Genomic DNA, 18,144 nt, shown 5'->3' with positions numbered 1-18,144 from the left:
AAGTCTCTTCGGAGGCTGTGGATGATTCTCGCTGTTTTTTCAGAAGAGTTTCCTCCTCTAAACGCAACCTCCTCAATTCTTTTAAATAAGCATTCTCTATTTTTAATTTTAGAAGTTCATCTTCAAGTTGTTTGATATGTTCAGCGCTTGAATCGACCGGAGTAACTTCCTGAACTGGCTGCACCTTACTTTTTTTATTATCAGTATTCAAAGTTTTCTTACGACCTCTTTTTTTCTCCCTTAGTGCTTCTGGACCTGCAATTCTAAAGTCATTTACCCATTTAGTTATCAGTGTTGGATTGTTCATTTTAAGTGCAGATGCCAAATCTTGATAAGAGTATTCTGATGATAAGTATAACTCAACTGCACGGATTTTGAAATCAAAAGTATATTTCTCATTCTTTCTGGAACGCATCAAACCTGCATCACCCAATTCATGGTATGCACAAACCCATCTTTTAATGGGCGAAGAAGATGACATACCATAATTCTTAGCTATTTCATCGAAGCTTGCATTTTTAGCCAGATATGCTAAAACTGTTTTTTTCTTAAATTCAAATGAATACTTTGCCATGAAAAAACCGCCCCTCCAATCATTAGATTTTTGGTCTAACAATTGGGGGGCGGTTCAAATAGGATAGTCCTTTTTATAATGTTCTCTGTACTCATTTATGCATTTCCATTGGAAACATTGTTTATAGGGAGAATGGAATCTCGATAGCATAAGGAAATCTTTACATTCTGGCATTTTGTACCAAAATGTGATACACTGTAGGAAAAGAATAAAGTGGACATCGGACATGTATTTGGAGGATTATATCCCTCACATTGAAATAATTTTCGAAATAAAGAGATAAGGAGGGTTTTTATGGGAACAATGGAGATTTCTAATGTTTTATTTGCATTTGGTTTGACACTTTTTGCAGGCCTGTCCACGGGTATAGGCAGTGCATTGTCTTTGCTGACCAAGCAAACAAACCGGAGGTTTTTGTCCGTATCGTTGGGATTTTCCGCAGGTGTAATGATTTATGTCTCCTTTGCGGAGATTTTAGTCAAGGCCAATGACGCTCTGACAGCTTCACTGGGTGAAAAAATGGGCTCATGGGCAGCGGCAGGCGGCTTCTTTTTTGGTATTTTGGCCATTGCAATCATTGACAAATTCATTCCTGAAGCTGAAAACCCGCATGAAATACATACCGTAGAAGAAATGGATGGGCAAAGTGAAGAACATAAAACAAAACTTATGCGTATGGGTTTGTTTACCGCACTTGCAATTGCAATACATAACTTTCCGGAGGGCCTTGCGACCTTTACGGCAGCTTTGTCCGATTCTAAGCTGGGAGTTCCGATTGCAGTTGCGATTGCGATTCATAACATTCCGGAGGGCATTGCAGTTGCAGTCCCTGTATTCTATGCGACTGGCAGCCGCCAAAAGGCCTTCCGCCTGTCGTTCTTATCCGGATTATCTGAGCCAGTGGGTGCGCTGATCGGATATATTTTACTGTATCGGTTCTTTAGTGATACTATGTTTGGGTTCATTTTCGCAGCGGTGGCCGGCATTATGGTGTATATCAGCCTGGATGAGCTGCTGCCTTCAGCACGTGAGTATGGGGAGCACCACCTGTCAATCTATGGATTAGTAGCCGGTATGGTTGTGATGGCAGTGAGCTTGCTGTTGTTTTTATAATCAAAATGTCGCATAATTTCCATACAACTGCTGTATGAAAATTATGCAACATTCTCTTTCCGTTATTATAGACTTTTCAACAGTCACTCTCTTCATTCTAATTTTGCTGTAGAATCCGGCTTACTTTTTCTGTTCATATATGCCACAATATATACCGCTGCCCATGCAGCAAAGGCTCCTATAGCCAGACCTGCGAGTATATCGCTTGGGTAATGAACCCCAAGATACATACGGGAGAAGGCAATCAGAGAAGCTAATACCAGTGCTGCTATCCCCCACTTTTTAGGAAGCATCCTGTAGTAAACCAGTGCAGCGGCAAAAGAGGCGCAGGTATGCCCCGACGGGAAGGAATAGTCATGTGGTTTTTCTATCAAAAGCTTCAATCCCTCTACCACCTCGTAAGGGCGGATTCTTGCCACCAATGTTTTCAGCGTCACATTGGTAAGCAGCGCACCAATTGCAACAGCCAGTATGGCGGTGATTCCAATGGTTCTCGTCTTCCTTGGAATCAGCATCAGAGCAGATGCAGCCAGCCAAAACCAGCCTGTATCTCCTAATGATGTAATAAATATCCAAAAAGATTCCATCCAGTCCTGCCGGATGTGTTTTTGTATAAAAAGCAAAATATTTCCATCTAATTGTAAAAGAAATTCCATAAGTAAGTTTACTCCTTCTTATCCTTGAGGTAGGCCTCCACCGCCGGATCTTTCATTTCATATGTCCGATGATACTCCTTCGTCTCCACTTCCTTCCAGGTCTCACTCCGGTTCTGTGACAGAAATCTGGTCAGTGCATAACAGTCCACCCAGATCTCACTATTCCCCTCTTTCTGACTCTCGTCGAAAATCAGCTGCAGTCCCCAATGCAGATGAGTCTGCTTGATATTATTCACATTTTCCGTAGTACTGTATCCAGTATGCCCCATATACCCGATTACATCCCCGGCCGTTACCGCACTGCCCTCTTCCAGCGACTTATTAAATGGAAAGTTCTGCCTTAGATGAGCATAGTAATAATAACGCTTGCCGTCAAAACTCCGAATTCCTATGCGCCAGCCGCCGTACTGATTCCAACCCAATACTTCCACATACCCGCTCTCGATTGCGATTATAGGCGTACCCACCTGCCCCATCATGTCATGTCCCAAATGGTTTCTACGATATCCATAGCTCCTGGAAACCCCGAAATCATCAAACTCAGAATAGGGATACCCCTTTGCAACAGGACCAAATGCTTTCAAGCCATAACATTTCTTCCATACTTTTTCATCCGATCCTTCCTCTGCAGGTTTCTCAATCTCATATACTCCCACCATTCCATCCAGCACAGCGCCGTATGCCTCCCGGTAGTATCCATAATATTGCATATCTGCGGTTAATTCCTCTATGGTTGTATCACCTGCCAGAATCTTTTCTGCAACTTCAACCATATCCTTTTCCCGGTACCTGGTGAAATCTCCGCCATATTTTGCCCCAAGATAGGCCAAAAGATCCACCCAGTTCAGGTGTATCTCTTCCATATATGTATCCACATCATATGTATAGGCCTTGTTCAGCGCCCCATAGGTGACATTAAATTCTACCCATTTAATAAAATCTTTTTCTTCTGTTTCTGTGTCTGTTTCTGTGTTTGTTTCCGGGTCTGTGCCCGTCTCTGCCGTCACCGAAACGGCATCCTCCTTATTATCAAGTCCGGTCAGATTTTTGACCTGCCAGATGCCCAGTATCAGAAACAAAAGCAGTATTTCTACCATAATCCCAAAAGGGGAAACCAAACGTTTGCGCATGTGCAAGCTCCTGCGAATGAACTCTTAACAGTCTATGCGCCATGAACGCAACAAATACTTCTGAATATACTGAATATAAACTACTATTATGATGTCAGGAGCAGATTATGCATCTTATTTCATCCCTTCTATTCGCCATTTCTGCAAATATAGACAGCTTTATTGTTGGGATATCCTATGGAATTAAAAAATCAAATATTAGTCTTTTAAAAAGCTCCATGATTAGTCTGGTCACCTTGCTTGGTACTGTGTCAGCAATCCTTATGGGGACGGAAATTTCACGCTTTCTTCCGCCCTCCTCTTCACAGGCCATCGGGTGCGCTCTTTTAATTGGCCTTGGACTGTATTATATCTTAAAATCCCTTTACGGTTATTTTCGTGCAAAATTCAAAAAATCAGAGGTAACGTCCAATGAGATCACTTCCTGTTCCGAGGATAAGGGCCAGCCAAAGGATTCCCTTCTCACAATAAAGGAAGGGCTTTTTCTGGGGCTTGCTCTTTCTATTAATAACGTCGGTATGGGGATTGGAGCCAGTATTACCGGCTTGAGGCTTGTGCCCACAGCCATCTTTTCCTTTCTTGTGTCTGTAACATTTCTCTATACAGGCAGCGTTATAGGAAAAACAAAAATGCCCCGGATTTCCGACCGGACAGCAGATGTTCTGTCAGGACTTATACTGATAGGGCTGGGAATTTATGAACTACTTCTTTAAAAAATAACATCTCCGGGAAGGCGGTCAGATAAAACTGCAGGCACAGAAAAAATTTCTTGTTCGTCAAACAGGGCTTTTACTACCTTTTCATATGCTGCCAGTTTCTCCGCCTTCTTAATCTTTTTCCCATACTTTTCATAATTGGTAAATACAGGAGCCATATAAAACCACAATTCCTTCATTTTAAACAGCACATTCTTCTCGCCATACAAAATTTCCTGATACTTCTCATATATCTGATTGTGAAATGCCTCAAGCGCAGGCTTCTCTAAGGGCGTCTTGCTGAGAATTGCCGGCACCAGACCCGGATTGGACAGAATTCCCCGTCCAAGCATCACGCGGTCCACCGTTGGAAAGGCGGCGGTAAACTTTTCATAATCCTGTACAGTAAAAATGTCCCCGTTATAACATACACTGCATTTGCTATGTTTCAATGCGGCTCCAAATACTTCCCAGTTGGGCGTATTTTTATAGAAATCCGTCTGCAGCCGGGGGTGGATAATAAGCTCTTCCAACGGATATTTGTTGTATATTTCCAGCAGCCTTTCGAATTCTTCCGGGCTTTCCTTGCCGATACGGGTTTTGATAGATATTTTCATATTTGTCTGCTCAAATATTTCTTCCAAAAAACAATTCAGCTTATCCGGAAATGCAAGGAAACCAGAACCCCGCCCCTTTGACACCACGGTTTTGGAAGGGCAGCCCAAGTTCAGGTTAACTTCCCCATACCCGTACTTTTGAAGCTTCCAAGCTGTTCTGATAAAATCCTCTGCTGAACTGGTCATAATCTGGGGAACTGCATATACCCCTTCATTGTGCTCCGGTAAGATGTTCTCCTTCTCCCTTGAGCTGAGACGTCCAAACTGATTCGGGCTGATAAAGGGAATAAAATACTTGTCCATTTCCCCAAAATATTTATGATATGCACTCCGGTACACATGTCCGGTAATTCCCTCTAAGGGGGCCAAATAAAATTTCATGCTGTTACTCTTCTTTCTCCCATTTTAGCTTTTTCAGTATAGCATCCCGCCCCTTTGGCGTAAAGCATAATCTGAAATCCAGCCTGCCCTCTGAAAGTATCAGTCCCGTCAGAGCCAGGCCTGCTCCTACAGCCGCCACTCCCGTTAACTTTTCATGCAGAACCAAGACAGAAGTTATAATCGTTACCACCGGGGATACATAAATATACACACTTGTCCGCACTGCTCCCAAAATCTGTACGGCAAAATTCCAGGTCACAAAACCAAGGGCTGATGCCACCACTCCCAAAAACAAAATATTCAGCAGATTTACAGGTTCCATAAGTACAGTCAGCTTAGGCTGGAAGTCAAATATCACTGCCGCCGGAATCATGAACAGAATTCCATACCCAAACATGCGCCTGGTTACCCGTATGGTAGAATACCCACATCCACTGATTTTTTTCGTCAGCACAGAGTAACAAGCCCATACAAAGGCCGCTGTAAGTGCAAGCAAATCCCCCCTGGGGTTCAATTGAAGACTCTCGCTCCCGCTAAAGCTCATCATACCAATCCCCACCATTGCAAACCCAAATCCCACAAAAAAGGGCAAATGGAACTTGCCCTCTTCTTTTAGAAATATACGGCTCAGAAGTGCGGTAAAAAACGGTGCTGCCGATATGATGACCCCAACATTGGATACCAGTGTATAAGTCAGAGCAATATTTTCCAGGAGAAAATAAAGACAATTTCCACACAGCCCCGCAGCGGCAAATATCCATTCCTGTGACCTGTTCTCCAAGTGTAACTTGCCCGGCTTCACAAGAAATAGCAGTATGTATCCTATTACAGATCTAAAAATCAGTATCTCCACCGGTTTAAAATCTGTAAGCAGCACTTTCGTAGAAATATAAGTAGTTCCCCACACCATAATAGTCAATAATGCGGCTAAATGTCCAATTCCTTTATTTTTTGTCATCTTTCCTATCCCTTCCCCACGGTGTGAATCAACGCTTCCCCGACATACCAGGCAGCATCAAATCTAATATCATCAAATCAGGCGTTTCCATCTGAAGCAGAATTTTCGCTTCTGTCCCGGAAAACGCCTGTATAGTGTGATAATCATTCTTTGCAAGAATTCTGTCATGCAAATGATTGATATCTGTATGATCTTCTATTATTAGAATCTTACGCTTCTCCATCTTCCGTTCCTTCATACTTTTCCTATTCTACACGATTGTGAAGAAGAAAGAAAGAGCAAGAAACAGAAAAATAACGATGTAAGCCAATTTGTCATTTTTCCCATATGTAAGGGGGTACATTCTGGAAGTCGGTTTATCTCCTGTATACCCTCTCGCTTCCATAGCCATCGCTAAATCGGAAGCCCTGCGGACCGTAGACAAAAATAATGGGGCCAGTATAGTAAAGACATTTTTACATTTCCGAATAAAGGAACCCCTTTCAAATTCAGCTCCTCTTGCCGCCTGAGCATCCATCAATACGTTTAGCTCTTCAAGCATAATAGGAATGAAACGGAAAGCAATCATTACAATTACAGCCATATCATGTATGGGAACATGTATTTTCTGTAAAAATGAAAATGCCTTTTCCAACCCGTCAGCCAGCGCTCTTGGGGTGGATGTATAAGACAAAAGGGATGCCCCTGTAATCATCAGTGCAATTCTTGAAGTCATTCCTATTGCTTTCACAATTCCTTCTTCTGTCACTGAAAAAACACCCCACTGGTATAACAGTGTTCCCGGAGTAGCAATCAAGCGGAAAAGAAAGGTGAAAAACAAAAGCAGCGCAATCCCTTTGAGGCCTTTCAACAGATAGGACACTGGCACCTGTGCCAAATAATACAGTATCAGGATTACTCCAAGACAGAGCAGATACCACCAGGGGGTTCTCACCAGAAATAATACGATAATATACGCAAGAACCCCCATCATCTTTGTGCGTGGGTCAAGCTGATGAATCAAAGAGTCCCCTGCATAATATTGTCCGATTGTAATATCACGAATCATGCTGTTCTCCTCTCCTGAATCCCTGTATAATCATCTCCTCCGCTTCCTGAACGGTTACTGCGGGAGCTTCGATTGGAAAGCCTTCCTGCATAAGTCTCTCCGTAACATTTGTAATCTGTGGCACCCCAATTTCAATTTCCTGTAAAAGCCTGACCTGAGTAAACAGCTCTTTGGGAGAACCTGTAAGCAGAAATTTGCCTTGATGCAGAATCCATACCTTTTCAGCGTAGTCCGCCACATCCTCCATATGATGGGATACCAGTACAATTGCAATCTTCTTTTCTTTTTTTATGTTCTCTAAAAGCCCAAATATCCTTCGTTTTGTTTCAGGGTCTAATCCTGCTGCCGGTTCATCCATAACTAAAATCTGCGGCTCCATCGCAAGCACACCGGCAATAGCCACACAGCGCTTCTGCCCGCCTGACAATTCAAAGGGGCTGACGTAATAATAAGACTCGTCAATTCCCACCAATTTTAAGCTCTCTTTTGCCGAAGCCTCGGCTTCTTCTCTTGTCATCCCTAAATTTAACGGCCCAAACATTGTATCTGTAAGGACAGTTTTTCCAAATAGCTGATGCTCCGGGTACTGAAAAACAAGCCCTACTTCTTTTCTTAAACCTGTAAGGGAATACTTCTTATCATAAATGTTCCGGCCTTCAAAATATATTTCCCCCGAATCCGCTCTGAGCAGTCCGTTTAAATGCTTCATCAGGGTAGTCTTCCCTGAGCCGGAAGTACCAATAAGGCCGATAAAATCACCCTCTTGTATTTCAAAAGATATACCATCTAATACTTTGGTTTCCCGCACTGTGCCTTTACCGTAAGTAAATCTCAGGTTTTCACCTTTTAGTAATACTCTTCCCTCTTCCCGTTGCGGAGATATCGTTTCAGCAGCCCCTGCCTTTTCCGGATTTCCAGATATATCTTTTAGTTCCTCTCCTTCCAGCTCCACGCCATTGGAACCTGTCCCTCTTAACGCCCTGATTAACTGCTCTTCTGTCAATACAGGAATTTCTATGGGTATACCCCGCTTCTTTAACCTGCCGGCCAGCTCTGTCACCTGTGGAACATCCATTTTCACCTGCCGGAGCAGCTCCAGGTCGCTAAATATCTCCTTTGGTGTCCCCTGCCGGAGAATACACCCTTTATCCATTAAAATTACAGTATCTGCCTGCACCACTTCATCCGTATGGTGTGTAATTAAAATAATCGTAATTCCATTTTCCTTATTTAGCCTGTGAATGACATTCAATACCTCTTTCCGGGATTTAGGGTCCAGCATGGCTGTAGGTTCATCCAACACAATACACTCCGGATTTCCCGCCAGAACTCCTGCAATTGCAGTCCGCTGTTTCTGTCCGCCTGACAAGCGGGAGGGAGAATCCTTTCTTTTATGCAGCAAGCCAACAGCACGCAGGCTGTCGGCCACTTTTTTCTGAATCATTTCAGAAGGCAGATTTTTATTTTCCGGACCAAAAGCTACATCTTCCTCTACACTTGTACCAATAATCTGATTCTCAGGATTCTGGAAGACCATCCCCACCGTATTGCGGATTTCTCCCAGTTTTTCTTGATCCTGGGTATTCTTTCCATCTATCCATACTGTACCCGAATCCGGTAATAAAAGAACATTCAGGTGTTTTGCCAGAGTGGATTTTCCCGAACCATTTGGCCCAAGTATGGCAATAAAACAGCCGGATGGAATATCTAACGATATTCCATCCAGGGCAGTTTTTTCACTCTTTTTATTGTCATTTTCCCATATGGTATATTTATGTATAAGGTTTTTAATATTTATCATGATCTAATCTCTTTTGTTTCCTTTTTAAATTGTAACAGTTCAGCCATAAGCTCGATTACGCATGCTTCATCTCGCTTTGGCAGAACGCCAAATAAATTTTCAGGGATATATGCCATGCGTAATCAAGCTTTCTCCGGGCATACATCCCTGAAAATTTGCATGGCTGAACTGTTACTTAAAATTCTCCAAAAATCGCAGCGGCATTGATTTAATCAGAAGGAATCCAATGATACATGTCCCTACTTTATCAATCAGGTTGGAAGCTACATTCCTTAAAAAAGATGCCTGGAAAATAGTCTTTCCGCCTTTCACTAAAGACATCACAAGAACATCGGAAAATGACCCGTTCAGTCCTCCATATACGAAAATACCAATTGGTGTCCCGATTGCCGGGCAGATAAAGCTCAGTGCCAGACCTGTCAGAACCGCAGGTATCAACCCAAAGCCAAACTTTTTAGCAACAAGGCCGACAATCAGACCAACCGCCATATTCACCAGACAAAATGGAATATCTGACACACTGTAGATTAGTCCTGTAATAATATTACTTAAAGCACCTACAATAACTCCAGGAAGAGGTCCTAAAATTGCTGCGGACAATACAGTTCCTAAAGTATCCAGGTAAAGGGGAATTCCTAAAGCCGATGTAAGAATACCCAGTACGATATTCATGGCAACTGCTACCCCGCAAAATGCAGTTACATATACCTTTTTGTTTTTCATTGATGTTTCTCCTCTCTCTCTTCACGTGATAACTCATTTGGGGAAAGCCTTTCTATTGCTTCCTCCATGCTCATGACAGGGATATTCATGTCTCTTGCCTTGAGTTCTTTCTGCAATATCTGCATAAACACTCCCGGTTCCTCTTTCATCCTCAGGTTTTTCTGGATATCTGCAATTCTATCCGTATCTGTACCAATTTCTCCGCCCCAGTTTCCTGTACATGTCAGCCTGTAGCCACAGCTTGGACTTCCTTCAACCGAAACAATCCCAAAAACTTTAAATTCTTCGGGATATGTCTGATATTCCTCTAACTGCAGCAGAAGCGGTTCCAGCATTTTCCCGCATTCTTTTCTAAAATGCGGATGCGCAAACTGCTCTTTTACATGCCCCCATCTCCTGGAGCCATACAGAATAAATTCCGGACAGGGAAGCTGAAGAAGCTGAATCTCCTGTTCAATGGCAAGATGCAGCAGCTTATACCTTAATCTGTATTCCTCCGCAAGCAAACTTTCATCCTGCGCAACCTTAGATGCTGTATTTAGAATGCAGTGCGATACAACTAAAAGAGTCTTCATAAATTCTTCCTTTCCTGTCAATCTCCTGCACATTATAACATTCAGGGTAATAGAAACTCCAATCGTATTTTTCAATAACTGCATTGCATTTATAGATTGTATCTATCGAAATATAGTAGGAGGTAATACCCATAATAACTTAAAAAAGGCCAAAACCAGCTTTCTAGTTTTCACCTTTTCATCATATAACAATTATTCATACTTATTAAATTGCTAATGTTCAATATGATATGCTTATTGAACGTTAGTAGTTCAATAAGATATTACATCGCTGCAGCATGCTCACGCATATTCCATACATAATATTTTCCGTGTTCGTAATAGGCCGGCATGCAGCCTCCTTTTTTAAATACTGTAATAAATTCTTCTAATGTCTTTACTTCTTCCGGAAAATAAGTTGCATAAACGCCTACTTTTTCAGGAACATGACAATCGCTTGCTCCTACCGTCACAAGTCCAAACCGATTTGCATAATCAGCTGCTTTTTGATTTGCCTCCATATCAGTACTGCCGTTTAATACTTCCACTCCGTCAAGACCTCTCATCTCACTGAGTTTCTCCCCCAGTCCACGATTATTATTTCTGAATGGATGGGCACTGAAACAAATACCGCCCTGTTTCTTTACATAGGAAATGAATTCCTGAGCATCAATCCGCTCTTTCGGATATTCCTCAATTCCAAAGGCTACTATATCTCCCTGGAGTGAAAAATACTCTATTCCAACAAAAATCGGGAAACCACTTTTTTCTGAATACTGTGCAGCATATTCCTTAAGCCCCATACTGTCATGATCTGTAATACAGATACCCTGCAGCCCTCTGGCTTTTGCTATATTTACAATCTCTTCAAGAGCAAGAAAACTGTCTTTTGAATACGTCATCTCATGCATGTGAAGATCTATAAACATTTGAACTCCTCCTACCGTTTATGCATAAATCGTATCATCATTCAACTTTCATTGCTAATTGATTTTTTTAATAAACATGCCGTACTTATAGCCGTCATCTATAAATCGCAGAGTTTTTCCCAAATACATTGGCTTACCGATTCCCACGAGAGATGATTCAGCCGGACTTCGGCTGTATCCTGATTCACTGCTTTCATAACAGATGCTGCCAGACGTTGTTCAAATCCAGAAAGTTCCTCTGCAGGTACATCATCTGCATTTTCCATTCTGGGCGGCTCCACAAATGAAATGCCATTTCCCGGAACATGATGGTTCAGCCATGGCCGGATTCCCGGCAGATCTGTCGACACGACTTTCAGACCGCATGCCAGCGCCTCTACCAAAACAAGGGGCAATCCTTCATAAAAAGATGGCAGTACAAAAACATCACTCCTCCTAAACTCTGCTGCTAACTCCTCCTGGGGCAGTTTCCCCAGTATGTGTACCGGATATTTGCACAGCGCTGCGAGACGGCAGATTTCTTCGTATTCCCTCTGATTCCCATATCCCCCTGCCAGCTTAAGCACCAGCCCTGATTCCCTATAGTCTAAATGTTCAAGGCTTCTGATCAAACTCATGACGCCCTTTTTTTCCGCCAGCTTTCCTGCAAAAATAAGCTCTGTCCTTCCTTCTTTTTTCTGCTCTTCCTTCCCTTCTGCCATATAAAATATCTGATCATTATATCCAACTCCAACCACGTGGATATTTTTGGAGCAGCAGCCATAAACCCTCTTTATTTTCTCTTTCAATTCCTCTTGAAGGGCAAATACGATATCCAGCTTCTGTATTTGTCTTTTTATATAGTCCCGCCTAAGATCCGTTTTCAACATTTGCCTTAAATCAGTTCCATGACAGATACCCGCTACTTTGTGGTTTGGAAAAGCCTCCCTGATCCAGGCTGTCAATAGATAAAGGTGGTGGCATAAAATAACATCCGGTTCAAATTCTTTCACAGCTTTGCTTATCTGTCTCATGGCTGTGGTCCGAAACTTTTCAACCATATATTCTGTCATTTCTCTATAAACGGTACTTTCATATGGCATCTCATCTGACATACCGGGAATCGCAAAGGTCAGCTCATCTGTGCCGTAATAAACCGGATAAAACTGAACGCATTTCGGTAATCCTATCAAATCCTCTTTATATACACCTGCTGATACAGCCTGCATGCTTCCAAGCTTATCAAATCCTCTTACCAGTTCAGTCAAATAAATACCGCTTCCTGTGCTGTCAGGCTTCTGCGCAGATACGCTCAAAATCTTCATCTCTTGTCTCCTGTTTGTTTATCCTAATACTGATTTTCTAATACGGTTACTCTGAAGAACAAAGAGTTTTCAAAGCAAACTCTTGCGCCTGGGTTGGTCACATAGCGACATCTACCGCTTACGCCGCAGTGCACATCCCCCGGAGGGTTTTTATGTAATAGGAAAAGCACTTTCCTATTACATAAGAAACATCAGGGAATAACCGCCCGTGAAGACGCATATTCCCTGATGTGTTGGGTTTTGTATAAAAGTGCACAGACCGCAGAACCCTAATGTCCACTGCTTATGCTAAAAATCTTCCTCTGAATTTTCCCCAGATATGCTGCTGCACATACTCATATGCCTTATCATAAATCCACAGCCCCACCTGTCCCGCAGCAATCGCACCAACCAGCCATAAAAGAGGCAGGCTTCTGCCGAATAGAAGCTGCTGGAAAAAAAGGAGCATGGGGAGATATAACAGATTAAATATCAGATATTTCACGCCCCAAAACAAGACCCTCCTGTTGATTTTCTCCTGAGTCCTGCCAAGCAGATTCCAGGCAAACTCTATGGCAAGAATATAAAAGCCCATGGCTGCAAAGGAAATCACATACAATTTATTCGGCGCCAGCAGAAATCCCAGCAGCACTGCCGCAAGGTAAAATGCCAGCCCCATCCTTATTCCCATCTCACAGATAATGATTCCTACAAAGTAGGATGCTGCTGCCAGCAGAAATAACGTATTTGTCTCTATCACACTGCCCAGCGCCATACATACGATGGTCAGTGCAAGAAGTAAACCCCCGAAAGCCACTTTCTTTGCTTTTACATGCATGAACAAAGGTCTCCTCCCATACATTCACATAACGTATCCGCACACCATAAATCACAGCACAGGTTTCCCGTACCGCAGGAAGAGTTCCCCGCGCCGTACCCTCCGCCATATGGGCTGTTCTGGTATCTCCGGCTGTTCCAATCAAGCTGGCTCAGAAGCTGACGGTATTGTGGATTATTGGGTTCCATGTTTACCGCCTGGCCTGCATGCTCCCTGGCAAGTACATTATTACCCATGCCTGCATTTGCAGCGGCGCTTAAATAATACCATTGGGATGAACGGTTTGGCATCCGGTTCAGCAAATTAAGCGCATCCTGATAACGCCTGGAATTGATAAAGTTATACGCAGCCTGTATCTCCACGTCCTGATCTCCGCTATAGGAGCTGCTGCTCTGCTGAGAACTTCCAGAACCATAGCCGCTGTAGCTGTAACCGCCTGAACCGTACCCGGTATAACCGCCCTGCTCCCTTTCTTTCATAATTATATCATAAGCTTCCTGAATCTCTTTAAACTTCTCTTCTGCCAGATCAGCCAGTGGATTGTTTACATTCGCATCCGGGTGATATTTTCTTGTCTGGTCTCTGTACGCCTTTTTTATCTCGTCGTCCGATGCATTCGAAGATACCCCTAATACATCATATGGGTTTTTCGTCATGATTTTCTTCCTCGTCTTTCTTCTTTTGTTCCTGTATCTTCCGATATCGGGTCCATACTCCATCATATAATATATTTCTGAGAATGTCCACATCTAAAAGACAAGGAAGCCCCTCAAACTGAGCACTGCATTCTGCAATCATCATACAGAGCATATCTCCGCAGCGCTCCTCATAATCCTTATTTCCGCTTAACTCCTTCAAAGCGTTATAGCTGCCCGACTTTAAATCCTTTTCCAAATCTTCATATGCATCCATAATGTAAATAAACTTCCCCAAAAAGAACGCCATCTTCCTGAGACGCTCTTCCCACATATCTTCCCGGTATACAAACAGCTCCGCCATCAGTCTCCCAAAACAACCTGCGGTCTGGTCTATATCCGTACTTCCGGCCTTCTCACAGGCAGCAAGTTCTCTCAATTCCTTCTGGATCACATTACTCTGCCGGGGATAAGAACGAATAATTTTCTCTGCTTTCCCTTTCAGGGCATACCTCCCGGCAAGACCACTTATCTTTTTTTCATCCTCCCAGTCATCCTTCATATGATAATAGGCAAGAAGGACATTCATATCTGCCGCATACTCTGTAATTTCATTCTGCAGCATATTTTGTTTCTTCACTGGGTGCACCTTGCAGCGATGGGAAGAAGTCCTTGTTTCACTTTCATACAGAGAAGTCAGCAGAATAACGGCAAACGTCATATCATACGTCAGTGTCATCTGCCCCAGACTTTTGTGGCGCTCTTTTAAGGTCCTGCATAGTCCGCAGTAATATGCCTTATATTTTCTCAAATCCTTCACTTTAAGCTCAGGTTCACAAATCATAACATAGCCAAACATAAATTTCTTCTGTATCCGGGATACATTTCTCCTTTTCACTATATCTTATTGAACATTCGTAGTTCAATAAGCCTGCATTCATGTTATTATAACACCAATTATATACGTTGAAAAGAAATTTTGGCAATGCAGCCGAAGCGTCAGCTGATTTTCTTCTTCACGAGGCGAATCACCAGGAATAAAACCCCTATGAAGAGTGCTGCTTTGATAAAGGCCGAATACCTTGCTATGTATACCAGTACGACTTCCCATGATGCCCCCAGTATTGCTCCCAGGGACACAAGCAATATATTCCATACTGTACTCCCGATAATTGTATAAGTCAGAAATACAGGCATATTGATTTCCGCCATTCCCGCGGGGACAGACACAAGACTGCGGATAATCGGAATACACCGTCCAAACAGAATCGCCTTCTTTCCATGCTTATCAAACCACCCGATTGTCTTCTCCATATCCGCCTTTTCAAATCCCAGCATCCGAAAGGCTTTACCCTTTGTCAGCTTATCCAGCCTCTCCGGATTTAGGGCAGTTCCTATCCAGTACAATACCAATGCCCCGATGGTGGATCCAAGGGTTGAAAATATTATAACCCCCGGCACTGTCAGCCGCGTATAAGTTGTCATAAAACCTCCGAAAGTCAAAATTACCTCCGAAGGAATCGGAGGTAAAATATTTTCTACCGCAATCAGAAAACAGACTCCCAGATAGCCAAACTGGTCCATGATCCGAATTATAAATTCCTGCATATACTCATCCTTATTTCATGATATATCTGTTACATAAGTATATGAGGAGTTTAGAAAATCATTCCTTCACAGACGCCTGCTCCTGTTTTCTTTTTGGAGGATGAATCCTGATAGAAAGCAGTTCTTTCACTTCACCGCATATTTGGGGAGTAGTCACATCTATCATCAGCCATCTGGAGCCGTTGAATACAGAGGTGTTTTTGTACAGCTCCTGCAGATAATCACTAAATGAACTCAGTATAAACTCTGCCTCCGGGGCCTCTTTCCTACCAATTGACACCAGGCATGTAAAATACCCCTTATTTGGATACAAGGTACACAATGCCCTGCTGCCCTTTTTATACTTCACATTCCATCCGGGCGCACCCGAACACATGCTGTATTCAATGCTGGGGAAAACCATATATGTATCTTCAATGAACTTACACAGTTCATCCCATACCTGGCTTTCCACATAATTGCTGATTTCTTTAAATTCCGGCTTATTTTCTTTTGTGTAGGTGTCAATCCATTTCATTGAAAGAGTCCCCCCTTTTTCGGCGCATAAAGTCCATCCTGAACCATTCCTTTTTCCGTTTACCACAAGCTTCTATGCCAAGCATAGTAGATGAGAAACCCTCTGTCAATACTTATTATTCAAATGCCTTACACCTGCATTAAACATCTGCCGAAAAGTCCCTGACCAGCCAGTCACTTTTTTCAATTAAATCCTCTATTCTGTCAAACCCAGATTCCTCCAGGAGTTTCATCACATAAGGATTTTCAAGAGGTGTGGCAAATAACGCACTATCTCCGTATTCATTGACATATCTGCGTCCTTCTTCACGGTCCAGAATTGCTTTAGGACCACCTACACATCCACCGGGGCACCCCATTCCTTCAAAAAAGTTAGCCTCTGTCTCCTTATTTTGTATACGCTTTATCATCTCACGGCAAGCAGGAATTCCGTCTGCCTGTTCTGCCTGAACTTTTATTTTTCTATCCGGCCGCAATTGCAACGTAGTTTCCCGCACAGCTTCACTTACTCCTCCGGTACGCGCATAAATCCGTCCTGCACGGGAGGAGTGTTCCTTTTCATTGTCCGCCATCTCCTCGGGGTGGATATCGGCAGCCTCAAAGATATCCTGCACTTCCTGAAATGTAAGCACATAATCCACCGCACCTGCAATATCCGGCTCCCTTGCCTCACTTTTCTTTGCCAGACAGGGGCCTGCAAATACTGTAACCGCATCTGGGTGCAGCAGCTTTACCATGCGGCCGCAGGCAATCATAGGTGACACTGCTCCCGGAACATGCGGCATCAGTTCATGATATATCTTGCGTATCATGGCAATCCAAATCGGACAGCAGCAGCTGGTAAGCTGATAATCTCCAACTTCCAAAACATGTTTATCAAACTCCAAGGCTTCTTTTAAGGTCAGAACGTCAGCCATCAATGCAACTTCTACCATCCCGGTAAAGCCCAGGGCCTGAAATGCAGTACGCAGTTTCCCCGGTGTAACATCCTTTTTAAACTGTCCGAGAAATGCGGGGGCAACCAGCATATATACAGGCCCATCAGCCTCTCTTACGGCCTTCATTGCCGCAAGAGCATCTTTTCCTGCCGTAATCTTTTCTGACCGGCAGGCATCTATACACGCCTCACATCCCGTACACAAATCAGGATTAATCCGTAACTTTCCATCTTCCCCTTCATCAATTGCATCAAAAATACAACTGTTTTGACAAGCACGCTCATATTCACATTTTTCACAGGATTCATTAAAGACAACAGGTGCATAATTATGCGGATTCAGCAGGCAATCTAAATGATAGGGATGATACTCCGGAGGCAGAGGATCATTCAAAGATATCTTATGATTCAAAACTTCCTTGTAAAGCTGCTCAAATGTCTTCATCTGTTATTTCCTCCGTTTTTCATTAAACATTGTTACTACTCTGCCATACAAATGTAACTTAACATTAGGAATATTATGGACGAAATATTGCTTTTTATTACAGCATAGGAATTACTATTGAATATATTTTTCTTACAATACCATAGATTTCCTCTTATGTGAAACAATATTCTAATACATCTTATTGATTTGGACCTCACCAAACGTTATAATAGCACTACTGAAAGTGGCTGAGTCACTTCAGAAATAGATGAAAAGGAGATTAAAACAGAATGAAATTTGAAAAGATATTGAACAACAATATAGAAATGGCCCGTATTACCGGCGAGGAACTGTTAATTACAGATACACAGAGCGCACTGGACTTAATAGCAACTGCATCGTATGAAACACAATGCAGCAGGATTATTCTGGATAAGGAATCTGTCTGTGATGATTTTTTTATACTTAGTACCCGCCTTGCCGGTGATGTATTACAAAAATACATTAACTATGGAATAAAAATGGCAATTATAGGTGACTATTCCCATTATACCAGTAAACCGCTTCATGACTTTATATATGAGTGCAATCACGGAAAAGACTTTTTCTTCGTTTCTACACTGGATGAGGCTGTTTCCCGTCTCTCAGCCGTATAAACGACGAATCTTTGAACATCAAACACCTGTACTTCAGGTACCATATATAAACTGCTAAGGTTTAT

21 protein-coding genes are annotated in these 18,144 nt (G+C 42.7%); 3 read left to right on the top strand and 18 right to left on the bottom strand.

What is annotated here, in order from left to right:
• Positions 1-574: helix-turn-helix domain-containing protein (locus tag A8805_RS20870; protein WP_109714644.1), on the bottom strand; the 574-nt coding region annotated here is incomplete at its 3' end.
• A gap of 294 nt (positions 575-868) precedes the next feature.
• On the opposite strand from A8805_RS20870, the gene zupT reads away from it, so the two are divergent.
• Positions 869-1,687, top strand: coding sequence for a zinc transporter ZupT (gene zupT, locus A8805_RS20865; RefSeq protein WP_330406051.1), 819 nt, complete (start codon positions 869-871; stop codon positions 1,685-1,687).
• A gap of 92 nt (positions 1,688-1,779) precedes the next feature.
• Here zupT and A8805_RS20860 read toward each other — a convergent pair whose 3' ends face one another.
• On the bottom strand, positions 1,780-2,343 hold the full coding sequence (locus tag A8805_RS20860; protein WP_109714643.1) for a phosphatase PAP2 family protein: 564 nt from the start codon (positions 2,341-2,343) through the stop codon (positions 1,780-1,782).
• An 8-nt stretch (positions 2,344-2,351) separates the two neighbouring features.
• The gene (locus A8805_RS20855) at positions 2,352-3,473 is read right to left on the bottom strand and encodes a M23 family metallopeptidase (RefSeq protein WP_109714642.1); all 1,122 of its coding nucleotides are present in this window, start codon (positions 3,471-3,473) and stop codon (positions 2,352-2,354) included.
• A 107-nt stretch (positions 3,474-3,580) separates the two neighbouring features.
• Here A8805_RS20855 and A8805_RS20850 point away from each other — a divergent pair, with 107 nt between their 5' ends.
• Entirely contained in the window at positions 3,581-4,186 is a 606-nt protein-coding gene (locus A8805_RS20850; RefSeq protein WP_109714641.1) for a manganese efflux pump, read from the top strand.
• Here the strand turns inward: A8805_RS20850 and A8805_RS20845 are convergent.
• The 15 genes from A8805_RS20845 to A8805_RS20775 all read right to left on the bottom strand — a co-directional run bounded on the left by A8805_RS20845 (position 4,183) and on the right by A8805_RS20775 (position 17,441).
• Positions 4,183-5,166 (bottom strand): tRNA dihydrouridine synthase, encoded by a 984-nt coding sequence (locus A8805_RS20845; RefSeq protein ID WP_109714640.1) that lies wholly within the window; start codon positions 5,164-5,166, stop codon positions 4,183-4,185. The genes A8805_RS20850 and A8805_RS20845 overlap by 4 nt on opposite strands.
• A 4-nt stretch (positions 5,167-5,170) precedes the next feature.
• On the bottom strand, positions 5,171-6,124 hold the full coding sequence (locus A8805_RS20840) for a DMT family transporter (protein ID WP_109714639.1): 954 nt from the start codon (positions 6,122-6,124) through the stop codon (positions 5,171-5,173).
• 28 nt (positions 6,125-6,152) lie between these two features.
• A complete protein-coding gene (locus tag A8805_RS20835) occupies positions 6,153-6,347 on the bottom strand; it encodes a response regulator transcription factor (protein WP_109714647.1) in 195 nt (64 codons plus the stop codon).
• 27 nt (positions 6,348-6,374) lie between these two features.
• Complete coding sequence (locus A8805_RS20830; RefSeq protein ID WP_109714638.1) at positions 6,375-7,172, bottom strand: energy-coupling factor transporter transmembrane component T family protein; 798 nt, start codon at positions 7,170-7,172, stop codon at positions 6,375-6,377.
• Positions 7,162-8,973, bottom strand: a complete 1,812-nt coding sequence (locus tag A8805_RS22705; RefSeq protein WP_242992537.1) for an energy-coupling factor transporter ATPase — start codon at positions 8,971-8,973, stop codon at positions 7,162-7,164. The genes A8805_RS20830 and A8805_RS22705 overlap by 11 nt, the downstream gene beginning before the upstream one ends.
• 171 nt (positions 8,974-9,144) lie before the next feature.
• Positions 9,145-9,696, bottom strand: coding sequence for a CD3073 family putative ECF transporter S component (locus tag A8805_RS20820; RefSeq protein ID WP_109714637.1), 552 nt, complete (start codon positions 9,694-9,696; stop codon positions 9,145-9,147).
• Positions 9,693-10,355 (bottom strand): CD3072 family TudS-related putative desulfidase, encoded by a 663-nt coding sequence (locus tag A8805_RS20815; RefSeq protein WP_242992535.1) that lies wholly within the window; start codon positions 10,353-10,355, stop codon positions 9,693-9,695. The genes A8805_RS20820 and A8805_RS20815 overlap by 4 nt, the downstream gene beginning before the upstream one ends.
• A gap of 179 nt (positions 10,356-10,534) precedes the next feature.
• Positions 10,535-11,179, bottom strand: coding sequence for a PHP domain-containing protein (locus A8805_RS20810; RefSeq protein WP_109714636.1), 645 nt, complete (start codon positions 11,177-11,179; stop codon positions 10,535-10,537).
• 98 nt (positions 11,180-11,277) lie between these two features.
• Positions 11,278-12,483, bottom strand: coding sequence for a glycosyltransferase family 4 protein (locus tag A8805_RS20805; RefSeq protein WP_109714635.1), 1,206 nt, complete (start codon positions 12,481-12,483; stop codon positions 11,278-11,280).
• A gap of 283 nt (positions 12,484-12,766) precedes the next feature.
• The gene (locus tag A8805_RS20800) at positions 12,767-13,300 is read right to left on the bottom strand and encodes a hypothetical protein (protein ID WP_109714634.1); all 534 of its coding nucleotides are present in this window, start codon (positions 13,298-13,300) and stop codon (positions 12,767-12,769) included.
• The gene (locus A8805_RS20795; RefSeq protein WP_109714633.1) at positions 13,291-13,956 is read right to left on the bottom strand and encodes a J domain-containing protein; all 666 of its coding nucleotides are present in this window, start codon (positions 13,954-13,956) and stop codon (positions 13,291-13,293) included. The genes A8805_RS20800 and A8805_RS20795 overlap by 10 nt, the downstream gene beginning before the upstream one ends.
• Positions 13,937-14,794 (bottom strand): DUF5685 family protein, encoded by an 858-nt coding sequence (locus A8805_RS20790; protein ID WP_109714632.1) that lies wholly within the window; start codon positions 14,792-14,794, stop codon positions 13,937-13,939. The genes A8805_RS20795 and A8805_RS20790 overlap by 20 nt, the downstream gene beginning before the upstream one ends.
• A gap of 140 nt (positions 14,795-14,934) precedes the next feature.
• Entirely contained in the window at positions 14,935-15,543 is a 609-nt protein-coding gene (locus A8805_RS20785) for a DedA family protein (RefSeq protein WP_109714631.1), read from the bottom strand.
• A 58-nt stretch (positions 15,544-15,601) separates the two neighbouring features.
• Positions 15,602-16,060, bottom strand: coding sequence for a DUF3788 domain-containing protein (locus A8805_RS20780; protein WP_109714630.1), 459 nt, complete (start codon positions 16,058-16,060; stop codon positions 15,602-15,604).
• A 139-nt stretch (positions 16,061-16,199) separates the two neighbouring features.
• On the bottom strand, positions 16,200-17,441 hold the full coding sequence (locus A8805_RS20775) for a [Fe-Fe] hydrogenase large subunit C-terminal domain-containing protein (protein WP_109714629.1): 1,242 nt from the start codon (positions 17,439-17,441) through the stop codon (positions 16,200-16,202).
• 272 nt (positions 17,442-17,713) lie between these two features.
• Between A8805_RS20775 and A8805_RS20770 the strand changes: the two genes are divergently transcribed.
• The gene (locus A8805_RS20770) at positions 17,714-18,079 is read left to right on the top strand and encodes a DUF4180 domain-containing protein (protein WP_109714628.1); all 366 of its coding nucleotides are present in this window, start codon (positions 17,714-17,716) and stop codon (positions 18,077-18,079) included.
• Positions 18,080-18,144: the final 65 nt, after the last annotated feature.

The sequence above is a fragment of the Faecalicatena contorta genome (assembly GCF_003149105.1).
In the GTDB taxonomy this organism is placed as follows: Bacteria; Bacillota; Clostridia; order Lachnospirales; family Lachnospiraceae; genus Muricomes; species Muricomes contortus_C.
The sequence above is the reverse complement of the archived record's forward strand: the minus strand, read 5'-3'. Positions and strand labels throughout refer to the sequence as shown.